At 33.2% G+C, this 20,397-nt stretch carries 19 protein-coding genes and 5 tRNA genes; 23 read left to right on the top strand and 1 reads right to left on the bottom strand.

Features of this window, described 5'->3' with window-relative positions:
- Positions 1 to 276: 276 nt before the first annotated feature.
- A complete protein-coding gene (locus D1816_RS10230; protein WP_118502657.1) occupies positions 277 to 1,134 on the bottom strand; it encodes a peroxiredoxin family protein in 858 nt (285 codons plus the stop codon).
- Positions 1,135 to 1,335: 201 nt separating this feature from the next.
- Here D1816_RS10230 and D1816_RS10225 point away from each other — a divergent pair, with 201 nt between their 5' ends.
- The 23 genes from D1816_RS10225 to rpoB all read left to right on the top strand — a co-directional run bounded on the left by D1816_RS10225 (position 1,336) and on the right by rpoB (position 20,396).
- On the top strand, positions 1,336 to 2,616 hold the full coding sequence (locus D1816_RS10225) for a DUF2851 family protein (protein ID WP_118502655.1): 1,281 nt from the start codon (positions 1,336 to 1,338) through the stop codon (positions 2,614 to 2,616).
- Positions 2,617 to 2,645: 29 nt separating this feature from the next.
- Positions 2,646 to 2,867, top strand: a complete 222-nt coding sequence (locus tag D1816_RS10220; RefSeq protein WP_066312488.1) for a PspC family transcriptional regulator — start codon at positions 2,646 to 2,648, stop codon at positions 2,865 to 2,867.
- Positions 2,864 to 3,880, top strand: a complete 1,017-nt coding sequence (locus tag D1816_RS10215) for a TrkA family potassium uptake protein (RefSeq protein ID WP_066312482.1) — start codon at positions 2,864 to 2,866, stop codon at positions 3,878 to 3,880. Before D1816_RS10220 ends, D1816_RS10215 begins: the two co-directional genes overlap by 4 nt.
- A 100-nt stretch (positions 3,881 to 3,980) precedes the next feature.
- Positions 3,981 to 5,582 (top strand): sodium:alanine symporter family protein, encoded by a 1,602-nt coding sequence (locus D1816_RS10210; protein WP_066312478.1) that lies wholly within the window; start codon positions 3,981 to 3,983, stop codon positions 5,580 to 5,582.
- 13 nt (positions 5,583 to 5,595) lie between these two features.
- On the top strand, positions 5,596 to 6,456 hold the full coding sequence (locus D1816_RS10205) for a helix-hairpin-helix domain-containing protein (RefSeq protein ID WP_118502653.1): 861 nt from the start codon (positions 5,596 to 5,598) through the stop codon (positions 6,454 to 6,456).
- 229 nt (positions 6,457 to 6,685) lie between these two features.
- The gene (locus tag D1816_RS10200) at positions 6,686 to 7,852 is read left to right on the top strand and encodes an acyl-CoA dehydrogenase family protein (RefSeq protein WP_066312472.1); all 1,167 of its coding nucleotides are present in this window, start codon (positions 6,686 to 6,688) and stop codon (positions 7,850 to 7,852) included.
- A 205-nt stretch (positions 7,853 to 8,057) separates the two neighbouring features.
- Positions 8,058 to 9,437 carry an alpha-amylase gene (locus D1816_RS10195; protein WP_118502651.1) on the top strand — a complete coding sequence of 460 codons (1,380 nt, stop codon included), beginning with the start codon at positions 8,058 to 8,060 and terminating at the stop codon, positions 9,435 to 9,437.
- An 86-nt stretch (positions 9,438 to 9,523) separates the two neighbouring features.
- Positions 9,524 to 9,718: a 30S ribosomal protein S21 gene (gene rpsU / locus D1816_RS10190; protein WP_024768892.1), complete on the top strand. Its 195-nt coding sequence runs from the start codon at positions 9,524 to 9,526 to the stop codon at positions 9,716 to 9,718.
- Between the two features lie 120 nt (positions 9,719 to 9,838).
- Complete coding sequence (locus D1816_RS10185) at positions 9,839 to 10,729, top strand: tyrosine-type recombinase/integrase (RefSeq protein ID WP_118502649.1); 891 nt, start codon at positions 9,839 to 9,841, stop codon at positions 10,727 to 10,729.
- Positions 10,730 to 10,799: 70 nt separating this feature from the next.
- Positions 10,800 to 11,102 carry a ribosome hibernation-promoting factor, HPF/YfiA family gene (gene hpf, locus D1816_RS10180; protein WP_066312466.1) on the top strand — a complete coding sequence of 101 codons (303 nt, stop codon included), beginning with the start codon at positions 10,800 to 10,802 and terminating at the stop codon, positions 11,100 to 11,102.
- Positions 11,103 to 11,203: 101 nt separating this feature from the next.
- A tRNA-Thr gene (locus D1816_RS10175) sits at positions 11,204 to 11,277 on the top strand.
- A 124-nt stretch (positions 11,278 to 11,401) separates the two neighbouring features.
- A tRNA-Tyr gene (locus tag D1816_RS10170) sits at positions 11,402 to 11,483 on the top strand.
- Between the two features lie 135 nt (positions 11,484 to 11,618).
- Positions 11,619 to 11,691, top strand: a tRNA-Gly gene (locus tag D1816_RS10165).
- 126 nt (positions 11,692 to 11,817) lie between these two features.
- Positions 11,818 to 11,889: transfer RNA gene (locus tag D1816_RS10160), tRNA-Thr, on the top strand.
- A gap of 58 nt (positions 11,890 to 11,947) precedes the next feature.
- Positions 11,948 to 13,135, top strand: a complete 1,188-nt coding sequence (gene tuf, locus D1816_RS10155) for an elongation factor Tu (protein ID WP_118502647.1) — start codon at positions 11,948 to 11,950, stop codon at positions 13,133 to 13,135.
- 62 nt (positions 13,136 to 13,197) lie between these two features.
- A tRNA-Trp gene (locus tag D1816_RS10150) sits at positions 13,198 to 13,270 on the top strand.
- 101 nt (positions 13,271 to 13,371) lie between these two features.
- Complete coding sequence (gene secE, locus D1816_RS10145; RefSeq protein ID WP_066312461.1) at positions 13,372 to 13,569, top strand: preprotein translocase subunit SecE; 198 nt, start codon at positions 13,372 to 13,374, stop codon at positions 13,567 to 13,569.
- Positions 13,570 to 13,578: 9 nt separating this feature from the next.
- A complete protein-coding gene (nusG, locus tag D1816_RS10140) occupies positions 13,579 to 14,133 on the top strand; it encodes a transcription termination/antitermination protein NusG (RefSeq protein WP_066312456.1) in 555 nt (184 codons plus the stop codon).
- A gap of 76 nt (positions 14,134 to 14,209) precedes the next feature.
- A complete protein-coding gene (gene rplK, locus D1816_RS10135; RefSeq protein ID WP_066312455.1) occupies positions 14,210 to 14,647 on the top strand; it encodes a 50S ribosomal protein L11 in 438 nt (145 codons plus the stop codon).
- Between the two features lie 18 nt (positions 14,648 to 14,665).
- On the top strand, positions 14,666 to 15,361 hold the full coding sequence (gene rplA / locus D1816_RS10130) for a 50S ribosomal protein L1 (protein ID WP_066312454.1): 696 nt from the start codon (positions 14,666 to 14,668) through the stop codon (positions 15,359 to 15,361).
- A gap of 15 nt (positions 15,362 to 15,376) precedes the next feature.
- Positions 15,377 to 15,898 (top strand): 50S ribosomal protein L10, encoded by a 522-nt coding sequence (gene rplJ / locus D1816_RS10125; protein WP_066312448.1) that lies wholly within the window; start codon positions 15,377 to 15,379, stop codon positions 15,896 to 15,898.
- Positions 15,899 to 15,967: 69 nt separating this feature from the next.
- A complete protein-coding gene (gene rplL, locus D1816_RS10120; RefSeq protein WP_066312445.1) occupies positions 15,968 to 16,345 on the top strand; it encodes a 50S ribosomal protein L7/L12 in 378 nt (125 codons plus the stop codon).
- A gap of 241 nt (positions 16,346 to 16,586) precedes the next feature.
- Complete coding sequence (gene rpoB, locus D1816_RS10115; RefSeq protein WP_066312443.1) at positions 16,587 to 20,396, top strand: DNA-directed RNA polymerase subunit beta; 3,810 nt, start codon at positions 16,587 to 16,589, stop codon at positions 20,394 to 20,396.
- The last annotated feature ends 1 nt before the right edge of the window (position 20,397 follow it).

Below are 20,397 nucleotides of genomic sequence, written 5' to 3'. Positions count from 1 at the left end.
AATGACAGCCATCTATAACCTAACACAAACTCAACTTAGCTTAGGGTTTTGTAATCTTTATGTCGTTGTGAATTAATTTTCCCATTAATTGTTAAACAAAGAAAAGAAAAGTAATTGTTGTACGGTTTTCCATTAATACATAAAATCTTACCAATAGTACATTTCTACTTGTAATTAACGTAGTTTTAAGAATTAAATGTATTTATGACATTAATTATGACCTATTGTAACCTCAATTTTGTTTAGGATATTTTATTTCTAGTTTAATGAGAATATTTAGTCAATAATGTTTTGATCAAGAATTTTAAGAAAAGTTTCGGGCTCTGGTCTTACTCTATAGTTATTGGTAAGATCGGCAAAGATAATTTTTCCAAATTTATTGGTTATAATTACTGTTGGCATTACGGTGTCACTTGTATATCCTAGGGCTTGAAAACCCATAGGTAATCCATTTTCTGCAAGAATTTTAAGCTCTTTGGCTACTTTATTTCCTTGATCTACTAGAAAATTAAAGTTTACATTAAATTTCTCTGCAAGAGTTTTAGTGTATTTGTGTGGTTGTGGGCTTACCAAAACCATATTTACATTTCTTTTTTCTAGTTCTTTGTATTGCTCGGCAATTTCTTTAATTTGAGCCATACATAAAGGACACCAATTTCCTCTGTAAAATAAAAAGATAGAAGGGTTGCCGATAAAACCAGACATAGGCACAGTATTTTTATCAGAGTCCTCTAATTCAAAAGAAGGAAGTTGTTTGCCAACTTGAATTGTGGTATTTGATTTACGATCTGTAAAAATAGAATACCATTTGATATAAAGAATCCATCCTAAGAATAATCCAACGCTAGGTAATGAGCCATTGATATCCTTTTCGATAAGACCACCAAATACAATGCTGATTAAGAATCCAATTGCAATTAAAATGGTATTGATTTTTAAATTAGCATCTGTTCTTGCCACAGGTTTTATAAATAGCATAGCAAAGAAAAATAATATAGAAAAAGATGCAATTAACCTACCAATATATCTGTAAGACAATCCATGATTGGTTAAATGTAATATGCCGTCTATCGAAAAATATAAAGCAATAAGCGGAAATACCGAAATAAAAATGGATTTAAGTACTGAATTCATGATGGATAGTATTTATTATTAGTCTGTATTGGTCAAGGTTCTAATTGATGACTTACAAGATTAAAGTAAATTTTAGTATTTTCACATTCAAATTTAGATAAGCTAAAGCATTTGTCTTAATCCTACCCAAAATGTAAATAGCATCTTTCTGTGGTTATCAATAATTGATCTGCAGAATAACAAAGCTATATACAAAAACACATGAAAGAAGATTTTCTCCAGTTTCTCTGGAAATACAAGAAGTTTAACCCTTCTTGTTTAAGGACTACCGATAACCACGAGGTGATTATTAAGCAGGTCGGAACACACAATGTAGAAAATTCTGGGCCAGACTTTTTTAATGCGCAAATAACAATACATAATCAAAAATGGGCAGGGAATGTCGAGATTCATATCAAATCTAGTGATTGGTATGCACATCATCATGAAAACGATCTTGCTTATAATAATGTTATTCTACATGTTGTATGGTTTGATGATATAAAGGTCTTTAGAAAAGATAATAGTAGTATTCCCACATTAGTGTTAAAAGACTATATAGATGAGAAACTTTTATTTAGGTATCAAAAACTTTTTGAGCGTACTTTTAAAAAATGGATTTTATGCGAAAATCAATTGTCAAATGTTTCAGATTTCGTCCTAGTAAACTGGCAAGATAGATTGTATTTAGAACGATTAGAGCAAAAGTCTATTCTAATTTCAGAATTATTGAAAAGCTCTGCAAATAATTGGGAAACCGTAATGTTTAAAATGTTAGCAAAAAACTTTGGGTTAAAAGTAAACGGAGATGCCTTTTTAAGTTTTGCAAACTCATTTGATTTCTCTGTACTTAGAAAATGTACTCATGATCTGGGTCAATTAGAAGCTTTGTTTTTTGGACAAGCCGGTTTTTTAGAAAAAGAAAAAGATAATTATTATTCAAAAAAACTTAAAATAGAATATGATTTTCTAAAAACTAAGTTTGGCCTTAAACCAATACATGCAATTTCAATGCAGTTTTTTAGGTTAAGACCGTCAAACTTTCCAACAATACGATTAGCGCAATTGGCTAAATTATATTTTAAAAATGACAGACTGTTTAGTAGAATTATTCAGACATATGATATAAACGAATTCTATCAGATCTTTAATGTTGGTACTAGTAGTTTTTGGGAGCGTCATTATACCTTTGATAAAGAGTCAAAACCTCGGCAAAAACAGATGACTAAGCAATTTGTGGATTTAATAGTGATAAATACTATAATCCCTATGCAATTTAGTTATGCCCGTAGTCAAGGAAAATATGTAGAAGAGGAAATTTTTAAGTTAATTTCTCAAATATCTTATGAGAAAAATACTATTATAGATAATTTCATAAAACATAAAGTGCCCATCAAAACGGCAATGCACTCTCAAGCGATGTTACAACTTAAGAATATGTATTGTGATCAAAAAAAATGTTTAAAATGTGCAATTGGTAATAATTTACTAAATCAAGATTAAAGTTTGAGATAATATAATTATTTTGCAGGATGCTATATAATCTAAGACACTTTTTAGAACGAAATGGATTTTATGTATCATCACGATTAGCTGATAGATTGGGTATGCGTGCAAAAATTGTACGTTTGTTTTTTATTTATTTGACTTTTGCTACAGCTGGTTTAGGTTTTGTGATTTATCTAAACATGGCATTTTGGCTAAAAATAAAAGATTTAGTGTATACTAAAAGAACTTCAGTATTTGACCTATGATAAAAATTTACAATTGGGGTAGAAAAAAGGTCTATATCGCTTTAATTTTATTAATTGTTGTCATATTGATCGGCGTATTAGGATTTCGATTTTTTTCTGATTATTCTTGGATTGATGCTTTGTATATGACGGTAATAACCATGTCTACCGTTGGTTTTAGTGAAGTACATCCACTCGATGAAAATGCCAAATTATTCACTATCTTCTTGATTGCTACGAGTGTTTCTATATTTGCATATTCTGTATCTGTAATTACAGACTATATCGTTAGTAAAAATGACCCGAAAAGAGTTCAATATCGAAAAATACAAAAAATGATACATAAGCTAGAAAACCATATTATTATCATTGGTTATGGTCGAAATGGAAAACAATCGGCAGTAAAATTATTAGCGTATAATAAACCATTTATTATTATTGAAAAAGACGATGAGATAATAGAACGATATCAGAATGATCAATTATTATTTCTTAAGGGTAATGCAACAGAAGATCAAGTTTTAATTGAAGCTGGTATCAAAAATGCTGCTTGCCTAATATGTACATTGCCAGAGGATGCAGACAATCTATTTATAGTGCTGTCTGCAAGACAGATTAATAAGAAACTTAAAATAATTAGTAGAGCTTCTGAAGATGCCTCATATAAAAAAATAAGATTGGCAGGAGCCGATAATGTAATCATGCCAGACCGTATAGGTGGAGATCATATGGCTTCGTTAGTGGTAGTGCCGGATTTAATAGAGTTCCTCGACAATCTTTCTATTGTAGGAAAACGATCTATAAATATTGAAGAAGTTTCTTTTGAAGATATGTTTGATGACCATCAAGAGCGAACTATACTTAATATAGATATGCGATCAAGAACAGGTTGCACAATTATAGGGTATAAATCACCAAATGGAGAATATATTGTAAACCCCGAAGCAAGTACAGTGTTAAAACCGGGTTCAAAGGTTGTTGTTTTGGGTCGTCCAGAACAAATTAATTTACTTAATAAGGAGTTTAATATTTAACCGTTACAAAACATTTAACTTCCTAAAAATTGTACACGACCGTTTTTTTTAGCATCTTGCTAACCTCATAAATAACTAAATTTAATTAACTCACAGAATTATGAAGAGAATTCTTCTTTCATTTTTAGCGCTTACAATTCCATTTTTATCATTTGCACAAGAAGTTACAGAAAAAGGTTTAGATCAGAAAATTGACGAGGCTTTTAAGCCATTTTCTGATACAATTTCTAGTATCATCTTTTTTGAAGTATTTGATGGTGCACCATTTGTAATTATACTATTAGTATTAAGTGCATTATTTTTTACGCTTTATTTTGGTTTTCCTAATATTAGATATTTTGGAAAAGCAATTAATGTAGTACGAGGAAAATACGATGATGTTGAAGGACATGGTCTAGGAGATTCTTCTGCAGCGGTAGATGGTGATATTAAAGATACTATCAGAGATGAATCTAAAGAAGGAGAAGTCTCTCATTTTCAGGCACTAGCAACTGCAGTCTCAGGAACTGTGGGTAATGGTAATATTGCAGGGGTGGCATTGGCAATTGCTTTAGGCGGTCCTGGAGCTACTTTTTGGATGATCATCTGTGGGTTACTAGGTATGTCTACTAAATTTGTAGAATGTACACTTGGTGTTCAATATAGAGATGTTGGTGAAGATGGTACTATATATGGTGGGCCTATGTATTATTTAAGCAAAGGACTTAAAGAAAAAGGTTTCGTGACATTAGGTAAAATTGCAGCAGCAATATTTGCAGTATTTTGTATAGGAGGATCTTTTGGTGGTGGAAACGCTGCACAATCAAATCAGGCGACTATAGTTTTAAAAGAACTAATGGGACTAGAAAGCACGGGAGCTGGTTTTTGGATAGGAATAATACTAGCTATTTTAGTAGGAATTATAATTATCGGAGGAATAAAACGTATTGCTTCGGTTACAGAAAAAGTAGTGCCTTTTATGGCAATCATGTATTTGTTAGCATGTTTGTATATCATTTTTAGTAACTTCTCTTTTGTGGATGATGCTCTTGGATTGATTGTTACAGAAGCTTTTAATCCTAAAGCTATTGGAGTAGGAGGAGTTATAGGAGTGTTACTAGTAGGATTTAAAAGAGCAGCATTTTCTAACGAAGCTGGAGCTGGTTCTGCATCAATTGCGCACTCTGCTGTAAAAACTAAATATTCTGCCAGTGAAGGACTTGTTGCCTTGTTAGAGCCATTTATTGATACAGTGGTTATATGTACAATGACAGCTTTAGTAATCATAATTTTTAATTCAGGAGGAGCCTTTACTTATGGTGGTGATGGAAGTGGTTCTGTTTTAATCGATGGTGTTGCTTATGAAGGTGCTGGTATAACAGCCCAAGCTTTTGGGAAATATATACCATATTCTAATATATTTTTAACTATTGCAGTGGTATTGTTTGCAGTATCTACTATGATATCATGGTCGTACTATGGTTTACAATCATGGAAATTTTTATTCGGTAGAGGAAAAGTAGCTGATTTAGTTTATAAACTATTGTTCTTGAGCTTTGTGGTTATAGGAGCTGCTGCAAGTATGAATTCTATATGGGCGTTCTCTGATGCAATGATTTTTGCAATGGTATTCCCTAATATGGTAGGATTGTTTTTCTTGTTCCCAGTAGTTAAAAAACAACTAGCACGATATTTTGAAGCGATAAAAGCTTCGAATAAATAAGATTTAATACATCATGAATAATATAAAATCCCATTTCGATATACATTCACGTTTTCGAAATGGGATTTTTATTTTAACCCTTATCCTTTTGGTAAGTATACTGGGGTATTTTTTTTATCCTAAGTCTACACATGTAGAAAACGATTTGGTTGAACTTACTACCTTTCAAGTTCAAATAGATTCCTTAAAATCCATTGCAGAGCAGAAAAAACAGAAGTTTAGATTAAAACCTTTTAATCCTAATTTTATTTCAGATTATAAAGGTTATCAATTAGGATTGTCTCCTGATGAACTCGATAGAATTTATCGGTTTAGGAAACAAGATAAATGGATAAATTCTATTTCTGATTTTAAAAAGGTATCAGGAGTGTCGGACTCACTTCTTAAAGTAATTGCTCCATTGTTTAAGTTTCCTGAATGGAAAAAGAAAAAAACAGCTGCAAAGAAAAGTACTTTTACTAAACCATATACAGAAAAAGAGGATCTGAATAAAGTATTGGCAAAACAACTTATAGATGATTTGCAAGTTCCAGACTTTATAGCCGAAAGAACAATTAAATACAGAAATAAAATAGGTGGATTTTTAGATGATGAACAGCTTAAAGATATTAAAGGTCTTTATGATTTTCAAAGAAAGAAGATTTTATCCAACTTTACTGTCAAATCTTCACCAAACATAAAAAAAATTAACCTTAATAGCGCTTCAGTTAAAGATCTGATAGAAATACCTTACTTCGATTTTGAAACAGCCCTAGAAATAACTGATTTTATTAAAAAGAATGGAAGTGTTTCAAATTTTAACGAATTAGGAAAAATCGAAGGTTTTTCTTTAGAAAAAATTGACAGAATAGCTTTATATTTGACATTAAATTAAAAATCGGAAAAAATTGCTGTGAATTTTGATAAATCCTCAATTAATAACACAAAAACTATTGTTGGATTACGATATCTTTATTTTTGCTGATAATCTCAATACACGGCCTATATTAATTAAAACAGTCAAAATTACCATATGTAAATAGTTTGGTGCATAACGATAAGAATTGCGCTATAATATTGGTAAATTCTATCTGACGTTTTTAAAAAAAAAAGAAAAAGAACAGATGAATAGTATGTATTTTACAGAAGAGCATGAATTGTTTAGAGAAAGCCTTAAAGAGTTTTTGAAAAAAGAAGTTGTTCCGCATATCGATAAATGGGAAAAAACAGGAGATATAGAGCGCTTTATTTGGAGTAAATTTGGTGAAATGGGATATTTTGGCATTGCTTATCCCGAAAAATATGGAGGTCTAGACCTGGATCTTTTTTATACTGTTATCTTTTTAGAAGAGTTACAGAAAATTAATTCGGGTGGTTTTGCAGCGGCTATGTGGGCTCATGCGTATCTGGCAATGACTCATATCAATAAAGAAGGAGACGATAGAATAAAAGAAGAATATTTAACACCAAGTATTTCTGGTGAAAAAATAGGATGTTTAGCAATAACAGAACCATTTGGAGGTTCTGATGTTGCAGGGATGAGAACTACGGCGGTTAAAGAAGGAGATCATTATGTAATTAATGGATCTAAAACTTTTATCACTAATGGGGTATATAGTGATTATCTTGTAGTGGCAGCAAAAACAAGTCCAGAATTGGGTAATAAAGGTATAAGTATCTTTGTTATGGATAGAGATACTCCGGGTATTTCTGCTACAAAACTTGATAAACTAGGATGGAAAGCTTCAGATACTGGAGAGATTGCTTTTGATAATGTGAAAATTCCTGTAAATAACCTTATGGGAGAAGAAAATAAAGGCTTTTCATATATTATGCAACATTTTGCTCTAGAACGATTAATTATGGGGGTTAACTCCCATGCACGTGCAGAATATGCTGTAGATTATGTTCTAAAATATATGTCAGAAAGAGAGGCTTTTGGAAAGACAATTGATAGATTTCAAGCATTAAGACATACAGTTGCTGATATGGCGAGTGAAGTAGAAATGTGTAAAGAATTTAATTACTCAATTACCAAAAGACTAAATGATGGCCAATATGTAGTTAAAGAAGCAAGTATGTCTAAATTACTTTCGACTAAAATGGCAGATGAAGTTATTTATAAAGCACTGCAACTTTTAGGAGGGTATGGTTATATGGAAGAATATCCTTTAGCACGTTTGCTTAGAGATAGTAGATTGGGGCCTATTGGTGGAGGAACTTCAGAAATCTTAAGAGAAATTATAGCAAAAATGATTATTGATAAAAAAGAATATAAACCCGCAACTTAGTAGAGTTATTCTTTTAGTAAGTATATAAACAAATACCCCGAGGCAATACCTCGGGGTATTTGTTTACTAACATCTTTTTCAAACTAATGATAATGTTAAAGTTTTAAATTTTATCAACACGCAAACGTTTTAGTGAAATTTCAAACGTTTTCGATACTCTGAAATAATTAATTTGATAATAATTTAACACAAATATCAATTAATTATGAAAAACAAGACTTTTTTTTACGGAATTCTTTCCGTCGTACTGCTGTATTCAAGTTGTGTCAAAGATGAACTTATAGATGAAGCAGAAGAACAAACCGTAAACCTTGAGAAAGAGGTTTCTTCCAAAGCTCTAAAACAAATAGGTTCTGGAGTAATGATGCAAGCATTTTATTGGGATGTACCGGCAGGAGGTAATTGGTGGAATACGATCAAAGGAAAAGTGAGTGATTGGAGTAATGCAGGAATAGATGCCATATGGTTACCACCGGTAAGTAAAGCTCAGAACGGACGTTTTTCTATGGGTTATGATCCTTTTGATTATTATGATTTTGGAGAATTTAATCAGATGGGTAGTACAGAAACTAGATTTGGTTCAAGATCCGAGCTAACTAGTTTAATAACAACTGCGCATAATAATAGGTTAAGTGTAATAGCAGATATTGTGATTAATCATAATAGTGGTGGTGATTTAGAGTCAAATGAATTTGCTGGGAAAGAGACATACACAAAATTTACTCCAATGTCTGGTAAATTTAACAGAACAAAATATGATTTTCATCCTAATGATAAATATGACTCAGATAGTGGTTTTTTTGGAGGTTTTCCAGATCTAAGTCACAAGAAACCTTATGTTCAAGATTGGTTATGGAAAAAAACCAATTCGGTAGCCAAATATTATAAAAATACAATGAAGTTTGATGGTTGGAGGTTCGATTATGTAAAAGGTTTTGAACCTTGGGTAGCAAGACAATTTAATCAAGCTGTTGGTGGTTTTGCGGTAGGCGAGTATTGGGATGGTAATGTAAACGCTCTAAAGTGGTGGACTGATAATGCGCAGATGTCGGCTTTTGATTTTGGATGTTATTATAAAATGAGAGATGCATTCATGGGGAATAATTTAAATGCGCTAAGTGGTGATATGCTATGGAAAAGAAATTCGACTAGAGCAGTAACTTTTGTGGCTAATCATGATACAGACGAGATTATTAATAATAAAATATTAGCATATGCTTATATATTAACTCATGAAGGATATCCAGCAATTTTTTATCGAGATTATGAAGATTGGTTGAGTAAAAGTAAAATGAATAATTTAATATGGATTCATAATAACCTTGCAGGAGGAAGCACCACAAATTTATGGACAGATAATGATGAATACATTGCTAAAAGAAATGGGGGGAATGGAAAACAAGGATTGATTGTGTATATCAATAACTCTAATTCATGGCAAGAGAGATGGGTACAAACAAATTGGTCTAGTAGAAAAATTAAAGATTACACTGGAAATTCAGGCTGGGAACCAACAACTCAAGGAGGAAAATGGGTTAAAATTCAAGCACCCCCAAAAGGATATACTGTGTGGTCTTTGAAATAATATTAAATATTTTAATAGAAAGCTTTGTCAGTAATACTTTTGTATTATCTTTGCATCCTAATTTTTAAAGAAAGGAGGTACCCACTATGTTAATTATACCAGTAAAGGACGGAGAAAATATAGATAGAGCGTTAAAACGTTTTAAAAGAAAATTTGATCGAACAGGGACAATGCGTCAGCTTCGTAAGCGTCAAGCGTTTTCAAAACCTTCTGTTGAAAGAAGAGCGCAAATCCAAAAGGCGCAATATATTCAGCACTTAAGAGATCAAGAAGAGATTTAAAAAGTTCAAACGTGGTCTATAGTTCTTTCTGAGTTCTAGAAAGACTTCGTTTTTCAGTATAAAATTTAAAACCGTTAGGATAGCAAAAGTTTCATACTTTTGTGTCTTAACGGTTTTTTTATGTTTATTTCTGAGTTTCTTGATTACTTACTTCTTGAAAAAAAATATTCTGAACATACAGTCAAAGCGTACAAGACTGATTTGTCATCTTTTCTTATGTTTTATCAAAATGAATATGAGAATACTTTGCTTGCTGAAGCAAATTATCAGCAAATTAGATCCTGGATTGTGTCTTTGGTAGATACAGGGGTTTCTAATCGATCCATAAATAGAAAGGTGTCTTCATTAAAAACGTATTATAAATTCCTGCTTAAGATTGATCAGATTGAGAGCAATCCATTAGCTAAGCATCATGCTTTGAAAAGTCCTAAAAAACTTCAAATTCCATTTTCTGTTAAGGAAGTAGAAGAGGTGTTGGATAATTTTGTCGATAACGAAGATTTTGAAAGCGTTAGAGATAAACTGATCGTTGAGCTTTTTTATGCAACAGGAATTAGAAGAATAGAGCTAGTTGGTCTAAAAATGACTGATATTGATTTAGCAAATATGCAAATTAAAGTAATGGGGAAAAGAAGTAAAGAGCGTTATTTGCCATTGCTTCCATCTGTTAGTGAAACATTAAAACAATATTTAAAAATAAGATCAGGTGTTTTGTTAAGTGATGATGAATCTTCGTTATTATTGACTAAAAAAGGAGTTAAAATATATGAAACACTTGTTTATCGCGTCATAAATGGCTATTTTAGTAAGGTATCTTCAAAAGTTAAAAAGAGTCCGCATATACTAAGACATTCGTTTGCTACTCACTTACTTAATGAAGGTGCTAATCTTAATGCCGTAAAAGAATTGCTTGGTCATTCCAGTTTAGCAGCTACTCAAGTGTATACGCATCATAGTGTAGCTCAATTAACAAAAGTGTATAAACAGTCTCATCCAAGGAACAAAAAGTAAAAAAACAAGCCCCCTAGTTTGTTCTTCTTTTAGGCTTAAAATATTTTTTAAACCAATTAAACTAGCGCTTATGAAAGTAAACTTGCAGTCCGTAAATTTTAATGTAGATCAAAAGTTGGTTGATTTTACCCAAAATAAATTAGATAAACTAGAAACGCATTTTAATCGAATAATTCATGCTGATGTATTTTTGAAAGTTATGAATACAAGTAGTAAAGAAAATAAAATAACAGAAATTTTATTGAGTGTGCCTGGAGATGAGTTTATAATTAAAAAAATCAACAAATCGTTTGAAGGAGGTGTAGATGAGTGTGTTAGTTCTTTAGAAAGGCAATTGAGAAAACGTAAAGAAAAATTAAATGCACATGTTTGATTATTTTTTTTGAAAAATAGTTTTGTGTAATAAATAATTTATATACATTTGCAGTCCGTTAGAAATAGCGGACTTTTTTATGCCTTAAAAAGCATTAAAAAGCCGATGTAGCTCAGCTGGCTAGAGCAGCTGATTTGTAATCAGCAGGTCGTGGGTTCGAGTCCCTCCATCGGCTCTTAAAAAGCTAAAATTTTGAAAAAAAATAGAAGCTTTTGAAATGAAATTTTGAATTGTAAAATATTTGATTACTTTTGCGCTCGAAATTTATAAGTTCATTATAAAATATTGAAATGATATTAGGGGAGATACTCAAGCGGCCAACGAGGGCAGACTGTAAATCTGCTGACTATGTCTTCGCAGGTTCGAATCCTGCTCTCCCCACAATTTTTTGAAATATAATTTGTTTCAAAAAATGATTGATTTATAATCGATCAAGATCAATTTTTTTATTTGATCTATTTGTGAAATATCATATGTTTCAAATTGCTTTTATATAAGTGATTTGAAATTTCAAATGCGGGAGTAGCTCAGTTGGTAGAGCGTCAGCCTTCCAAGCTGAATGTCGCCGGTTCGAACCCGGTCTCCCGCTCTAAATAGAGCTAATTTTAATAATCACAAATTAATATTGGATTTTTAAAATAGATATAATGATTTGTCAGATTTCTTTCTAAGATTTAGAGAAGGTGTTCTGGTTTATCATTATACTCATTAAAAAGCCGGTGTAGCTCAGGGGTAGAGCGTTTCCTTGGTAAGGAAGAGGTCACGAGTTCAAATCTCGTCATTGGCTCTATGTTCAGGATTTTAAATTGAACACTAATATATAACTAAGATTAAATAAATTAATTATGGCAAAGGAAACTTTTGATCGTTCCAAACCGCACTTAAATATTGGTACTATTGGACACGTTGATCACGGTAAAACGACTTTAACTGCCGCTATTACTAAGGTTTTAGCTGATGCAGGTCTTTCTGAGGCAAGAGATTTCGATCAAATCGATAATGCTCCTGAAGAAAAAGAAAGAGGTATTACTATTAACACATCTCACGTAGAGTATCAAACAAAAAATCGTCATTACGCTCACGTTGACTGTCCTGGTCACGCCGATTACGTAAAGAACATGGTTACTGGTGCTGCTCAAATGGATGGTGCGATCTTAGTGGTTGCTGCGACAGATGGTCCAATGCCACAAACTCGTGAGCACATCCTTTTAGGACGTCAGGTTGGTATTCCAAGAATTGTTGTATTCATGAATAAAGTGGATATGGTTGATGATGAGGAATTACTTGAATTAGTAGAAATGGAAATTAGAGATTTATTATCTTTCTATGAGTATGATGGAGATAATGGACCTGTAATTGCTGGTTCTGCTTTAGGAGCACTTAATGGTGAGCAAAAGTGGGTTGATACAGTAATGGAATTAATGGAGGCAGTTGATGCATGGATTGAAGAACCATTACGTGAAATCGATAAAGATTTCTTAATGCCTATTGAAGATGTATTCTCTATTACTGGACGTGGTACAGTAGCAACTGGTCGTATAGAAACTGGTATTGCTAACACTGGAGATCCTGTAGAGATCATCGGTATGGGAGCTGAGAAATTAACTTCTACTATAACAGGTATTGAAATGTTCCGTCAGATCCTTGATAGAGGTGAGGCTGGAGATAATGCAGGTATCTTATTAAGAGGTATTGAGAAAACTCAAATCTCTAGAGGTATGGTAATTACTAAGCCAGGTTCTGTAACTCCACATAAGAAGTTCAAAGCTGAGGTTTATATCCTTAAAAAAGAAGAAGGTGGACGTCACACTCCATTCCATAATAACTACCGTCCTCAGTTCTACGTACGTACTACTGATGTAACTGGAAATATTGCACTTCCTGATGGAGTTGAGATGGTTATGCCTGGAGATAACTTAACAATAACAGTTGAGTTAATTCAAACAATTGCAATGAATGTTGGTCTTCGTTTTGCTATCCGTGAAGGAGGTAGAACAGTAGGTGCTGGTCAGGTAACCGAAATTTTAGACTAATTTAGTATATATTATAGATAAGTGAGGTATTCGTCTCGGCGAATACCTTGACTTATGTATATACGGGTTTAGCTCAGTTGGTAGAGCACTGGTCTCCAAAACCAGGTGTCGGGAGTTCGAGCCTCTCAACCCGTGCTTAGAAATTGTTTGTTGTTATGTAGGCAATTTTGAAATGAAAAATTAACGTGACTATATTTCTTTTTAAGATTTATATTCCGTGTTAAAAAATAGATAAGATGGCTGGATTAGTAGATTATATATCAGAATCATATAACGAATTGAAAAATCATGTAACATGGACTCCTTGGGCAGAAGCTCAAAGACTTACAGTTGTTGTGATTGTTTTTTCAATTATCTTCTCTCTTGCAATCTGGGGGATAGACACTGTCTTTAGTAATTTGATAGAGTTTTATTTTGCTAAAATTAAATCTTAATTAGTTAGAATGGCCGAGGTGGATAATACAAAGAAGTGGTACGTTGTTAGAGCGGTTAGTGGTCAAGAAAATAAGATCAAAGATTATATAGAGCGAGAGATTGCTCATATGGGTCTTGAAGATTATGTGGCTCAAATTCTAGTTCCTACAGAGAAAGTGATTCAAATCCGTAATGGAAAGAAAATTAATAAGGAAAGAGTGTATTTTCCAGGGTATGTCATGATAGAGGCAAACCTTTCTGGAGAAATACCACATATCATAAAGTCAATAAATGGTGTTATAGGCTTTCTAGGAGAGGTAAAAGGAGGAGATCCTGTGCCTTTGAGAAAAGCTGAGATCAATAGAATGTTAGGTAAAGTTGATGAATTAGCTGTGAAAACAGATAATGTAGCGATACCATACACGGTTGGTGAGACTGTTAAAGTTATTGATGGGCCGTTTAACGGATTTAATGGTACTGTAGAAAAAGTAAATGAAGAAAAGCGTAAACTAGAGGTGATGGTTAAGATTTTCGGAAGAAAAACACCATTAGAGCTAAGTTATATGCAAGTAGAAAAAGTATAATAATTGTTACATTATATATCCAGGATTGTTCTTTTGCTTCCACTTATAGAACAAGACTAAATTTAAACTTAGAAAAATGGCTAAAGAGTTAAGTAAGGTTGTAAAATTACAAGTACGTGGAGGCGCGGCGAACCCGTCCCCACCAGTTGGACCTGCTTTAGGTGCTGCCGGAGTAAATATCATGGAATTCTGTAAGCAATTCAATGGTAGAACACAGGATAAAGCTGGTAAAGTATTACCAGTAGTTATTAATGTGTACAAAGACAAGTCTTTTGACTTTGTTATTAAAACTCCACCTGCAGCTGTTCAAATACTGGAAGCAGCAAAACAAAAGAAAGGTTCTGGAGAGCCTAATCGTAAAAAAGTAGCAAGTGTTACTTGGGATCAAGTTCGTACAATAGCAGAAGATAAAATGGCAGATTTAAATGCATTTACTGTTGAGTCAGCTATGAAAATGATTGCTGGTACCGCTCGTTCTATGGGTGTAACTGTAAAAGGACAGGCTCCTTTTTAATCCAAAAACGTTTACAAAATGGCAAAAGTAACTAAAAAGCAAAAAGAAGTAAGTGCTAAGGTTGATAGCAACAAAGCATATTCAGTAGAAGAAGCTTCAGCTTTAGTAAAAGAGATAACAACCGTTAATTTTGATGCTTCTGTAGATCTTGCTGTTCGTTTGAACGTAGATCCGCGTAAAGCAAATCAAATGGTACGTGGTGTGGTAACATTACCACATGGAACAGGAAAAGATGTAAAAGTATTAGCATTAGTAACACCAGATAAAGAAGCAGAGGCTAAAGAAGCTGGAGCTGATTTCGTTGGTCTTGATGAATACTTGGATAAAATCAAAGGCGGATGGACAGATGTTGATGTGATCATCACAATGCCTAGTGTTATGGGGAAATTAGGACCACTTGGTAGAGTATTAGGACCTCGTGGATTAATGCCTAACCCAAAAACAGGAACAGTAACAATGGATGTAGCAAAAGCTGTTTCTGATGTTAAAGCTGGTAAAATTGATTTTAAAGTTGATAAAACTGGTATCGTTCACGCAGCTATTGGAAAGTCTTCTTTCGATGCAGAAAAAATAGCCGGTAATGCTAAAGAATTAATAACAACATTGGTAAAGTTGAAACCACAGGCTGCTAAAGGTATTTATATTAAATCAATATATATGTCTTCAACAATGAGCTCAGGTATCGAAATAGATAGTAAAAACTTTGCTGGGTAATTAAGAAAAACGATTATGACAAGAGAAGAAAAATCACTAGTAATTGAAGACTTGACTGCTCAGTTAGCTGAAAATGCTAATATCTATTTAGCCGATATTTCGGGATTAGATGCAGGTACGACTTCAAATTTACGTAGAGCTTGTTTTAAAGCTAATGTATCATTAAAAGTAATTAAGAACACACTCCTTGCAAAGGCAATGGAGAACTCTGATAAGGATTTTGGAGAATTACCAAACGTTTTAAAAGGTAATACTTCATTAATGTTTGCAGAAACTGGTAATGCACCTGCAAAGGTAATTAAAGAGTTTCGTAAGAAATCAGAAAAGCCCTTATTAAAAGGAGCTTTTGTTGAGGAAGCAATTTTTATTGGTGACGAAAACTTAGACACCTTAGTTAATATCAAGTCTAAAGAAGAAGTTATCGGTGAAATTATTGGCTTATTACAGTCTCCTGCTAAGAATGTTATTTCAGCATTAAAGTCAGGTGGAGGTACTATAGCTGGTATCCTTAAAACATTATCCGAAAAAGAAGGATAATCAATAGTAGTGTACGCACTTTTTAACAATTATATTTCAATTAAAAAAAATTATTTAAAACGATAGAAAATGGCAGATTTAAAAGATTTCGCAGAACAATTAGTTAACTTAACGGTAAAAGAAGTTAATGAGTTAGCAGATATATTAAAAGAAGAATATGGTATAGAGCCTGCTGCTGCTGCTGTAGCTGTAGCTGCTGGTGGAGGTGCTGCTGGTGGAGACGCTGCTGAGGAGAAATCAGAGTTTGATGTAATCCTTAAGTCAGCTGGTGCTTCTAAACTAGCGGTTGTTAAATTAGTAAAAGAACTTACTGGTTTAGGTCTTAAAGATGCTAAAGGATTAGTTGATGAGGCTCCTAAAGCAATCAAAGAAGGAATTGCTAAAGACGAAGCAGAAGCTCTTAAAGCTCAATTAGAAGAGGCTGGAGCAGAGGTTGAGCTTAAGTAAGCTTACCATAGATTAACACTTAGGTTTAGACCCAGAGAATTTTCTCTGAGGTCTAAACCATTTTGTGTATATAAATAGTATATAATTTTTACGATACATAGAAATATAAAAAAATGAAGTATTTTTATTTTGAAACATTAGATAAAACCTTCATTTTAATTTAGTAATTTTAAGTATAAGTTATATTGAATTGTAGATTACACAACCCTTTTTTAAAATTTTAATTTAATTCCGTCCATTGATGTTAGCAACGCAAACTGAAAGATTGAATTTCTCTTCTGTAAAGAATAGACCTGATTATCCTGATTTTCTAGATATTCAGATCAAATCCTTTCAGGATTTCTTTCAATTAGAAACAAAATCTGAAGAAAGAGGAAACGAAGGTCTATACAATACCTTCATGGAAAACTTCCCGATTACAGATACACGTAATCAATTTGTATTAGAATTTATAGATTATTTCGTTGATCCTCCAAGATATGACCTTCAGGAGTGTATAGAGAGAGGACTTACCTATAGTGTGCCTTTAAAAGCACGACTTAAACTGTTTTGTACAGATCCAGAGCATGAAGATTTTGAAACAATTGTACAGGATGTGTATTTAGGAACAATTCCTTATATGACACCAAGTGGTACTTTTTGTATCAACGGTGCAGAACGTGTAGTAGTTTCTCAATTACACCGTTCTCCAGGTGTGTTCTTTGGACAATCTTTCCATGCAAATGGAACAAAATTATATTCTGCAAGAGTAATTCCTTTTAAAGGATCTTGGATAGAATTTGCTACCGATATTAATAGCGTAATGTATGCTTATATCGATAGAAAGAAAAAATTACCGGTAACTACACTTTTCCGTGCAATTGGTTTTGAACGTGATAAAGATATATTAGAGATTTTTGATCTTGCAGAAGAAATAAAAGTTTCTAAATCCGGATTAAAGAAAGTATTAGGCCGTAAATTGGCGGCACGTGTTTTGAATACATGGCACGAGGATTTTGTTGATGAAGATACTGGAGAGGTAGTATCCATTGAGCGTAATGAAATTGTCTTGGATCGTGATACAATTCTAGATAAAGATCATTTAGAAGAAATTATCGAATCTGGAGCAAAAACGATTTTACTTCATAAAGAGGATAATCAAAAAGGAGATTACGCAATTATTCACAATACATTGCAAAAAGATCCTACCAATTCTGAAAAAGAAGCGGTAGAACATATATACCGTCAACTACGTAATGCAGAGCCGCCTGATGAAGAGACTGCAAGAGGTATTATTGACAAATTGTTCTTCTCAGATCAACGTTATAACCTTGGAGAGGTTGGACGTTATAGAATGAATAAAAAATTAGGTCTTGATATTGCTATGGATAAGCAAGTGCTTACCAAAGAAGATATTATTACCATTATTAAATATTTAATTGAATTAATTAACTCTAAGGCAGAGATCGATGATATTGATCACCTTTCTAATCGTCGTGTTAGAACTGTAGGAGAACAATTATCTCAACAGTTTGGTGTTGGTTTGGCTCGTATGGCACGTACTATTCGTGAGCGTATGAATGTAAGGGATAATGAAGTTTTTACGCCGATTGACCTTATTAATGCAAAGACATTATCTTCTGTAATTAATTCATTTTTTGGAACAAATCAGTTATCTCAATTTATGGATCAAACAAATCCATTAGCAGAGATTACTCATAAGCGTAGACTGTCTGCTCTTGGGCCTGGTGGTTTATCTCGTGAACGTGCTGGATTTGAGGTTCGAGATGTACACTATACTCATTATGGTCGTTTATGTCCAATTGAAACTCCTGAAGGACCAAACATTGGATTAATATCTTCACTAGCGGTATTTGCTAAAGTGAATTCTATGGGATTCCTTGAAACACCGTATCGTAAAGTAACTGATGGCAAGGTTGATATCAATGAGTTTAGATATCTTAGTGCAGAAGAAGAAGAAGAGAAATTAATAGCGCAAGCTAATATTCCTATGACAGAAGAAGGTAGTATTACCTCTGAGAAAGTAATTGCACGTATGGAAGGGGATTTCCCAGTGATTGATCCTACAAATGTGAATTATGCGGATGTTGCGCCTAATCAGATTGCTTCTATTTCAGCATCTTTAATTCCTTTCTTAGAACATGATGATGCAAACCGTGCATTGATGGGATCAAATATGATGCGTCAGGCAGTACCATTATTAAGAGTTGACGCTCCTATTGTTGGAACAGGTTTAGAGCGTCAAGTGGCTTCTGATTCAAGAGTATTGATTAATGCAGAAGGTTCAGGTGAAGTTGAGTACGTAGATGCACAAAAGATCACTATTAAGTACGATAGAACCGATGAGCAAAGAATGGTAAGTTTTGATACTGATTCTAAAACTTATAATCTGATAAAATTCCGTAAGACTAATCAAGGTACAAGTATTAACCTTAAACCAATCGTAAGAGTTGGGGATAGAGTAAATAAAGGTCAAGTATTATGTCAAGGATATGCTACAGAAAATGGAGAGCTTGCTTTAGGTAGAAATATGAAAGTAGCCTTTATGCCTTGGAAAGGGTATAATTTTGAGGATGCAATCGTAATTTCTGAAAAAGTAGTAAGAGATGATATTTTTACATCGATCCATATCGACGAATATTCTCTGGAAGTAAGAGACACAAAACTTGGTAATGAAGAATTAACAAATGATATTCCTAATGTTTCAGAAGAGGCTACTAAAGACTTGGATGAAAACGGAATGATTCGAGTTGGTGCCGAAATCAAGCCAGGAGATATTCTTATCGGTAAGATTACTCCAAAAGGAGAAAGTGATCCTACACCAGAAGAAAAATTATTAAGAGCAATTTTTGGAGATAAAGCAGGAGATGTTAAAGATGCGTCTTTAAAAGCTTCACCTTCATTACATGGTGTTGTAATTGATAAGAAATTATTTGCAAGAGCAGTAAAAGATAAGAGAAAACGTTCTCAGGATAAAGAAGATATCGATATTCTAGAAAGATCTTATGATACTAAATTTGAGTTGTTAAAATCCGAATTAATAGATAAATTATTTATCATCGTAGGAGGAAAAACTTCTCAGGGAGTAATGAATGATCTAGGAGAAGAAGTACTTCCAAAAGGTAAGAAGTATACTCAAAAAATGCTTAACAGTGTTGATGATTATGCTCACCTTACTAAAGGGACTTGGACTACTGACGATGACTTAAATTCTATGGTTGCGGATCTTATCCATAACTATAAGATTAAAGAGAATGATTTACAAGGTAATTTAAGAAGAGAGAAATTTACAATCTCTGTAGGAGATGAATTACCAGCCGGAATAATAAAACTTGCTAAGGTTTATATTGCTAAAAAGCGTAAACTGAAAGTAGGAGATAAAATGGCAGGACGTCACGGTAACAAAGGTATCGTAGCACGTATTGTAAGAGAAGAGGATATGCCTTTCTTAGAAGATGGAACACCAGTTGATATTGTATTAAATCCACTTGGGGTACCATCTCGTATGAATATCGGACAGATATATGAGACTGTATTAGGATGGGCAGGACAAAAATTAAATAGAAAATTTGCTACACCTATTTTTGATGGAGCATCTTTAGATCAAATTAACGGATTTACAGACGAGGCTGGAATTCCAAGATTTGGACATACATATCTATTTGATGGAGGTACTGGTGATCGTTTTGATCAACCTGCAACAGTAGGTGTGATTTATATGCTTAAGCTAGGGCATATGGTAGACGATAAGATGCACGCACGTTCTATTGGTCCATACTCATTGATTACTCAGCAACCACTTGGTGGTAAGGCTCAGTTTGGAGGTCAACGTTTTGGAGAAATGGAAGTTTGGGCTCTTGAAGCATATGGTGCTTCTGCCACGCTGCGTGAGATACTGACAGTTAAGTCTGATGATGTTATAGGAAGAGCCAAAACATACGAAAGTATCGTTAAAGGTGAGCCTATGCCAGAACCAGGATTACCAGAATCTTTTAATGTATTAATGCATGAATTAAAAGGTCTTGGTCTGGATATCAGATTAGAAGAATAAT

Source organism: Aquimarina sp. AD10 (genome assembly GCF_003443715.1).
Taxonomy (GTDB): domain Bacteria; phylum Bacteroidota; class Bacteroidia; order Flavobacteriales; family Flavobacteriaceae; genus Aquimarina; species Aquimarina aggregata.
The sequence above is the reverse complement of the archived record's forward strand: the minus strand, read 5'-3'. Positions and strand labels throughout refer to the sequence as shown.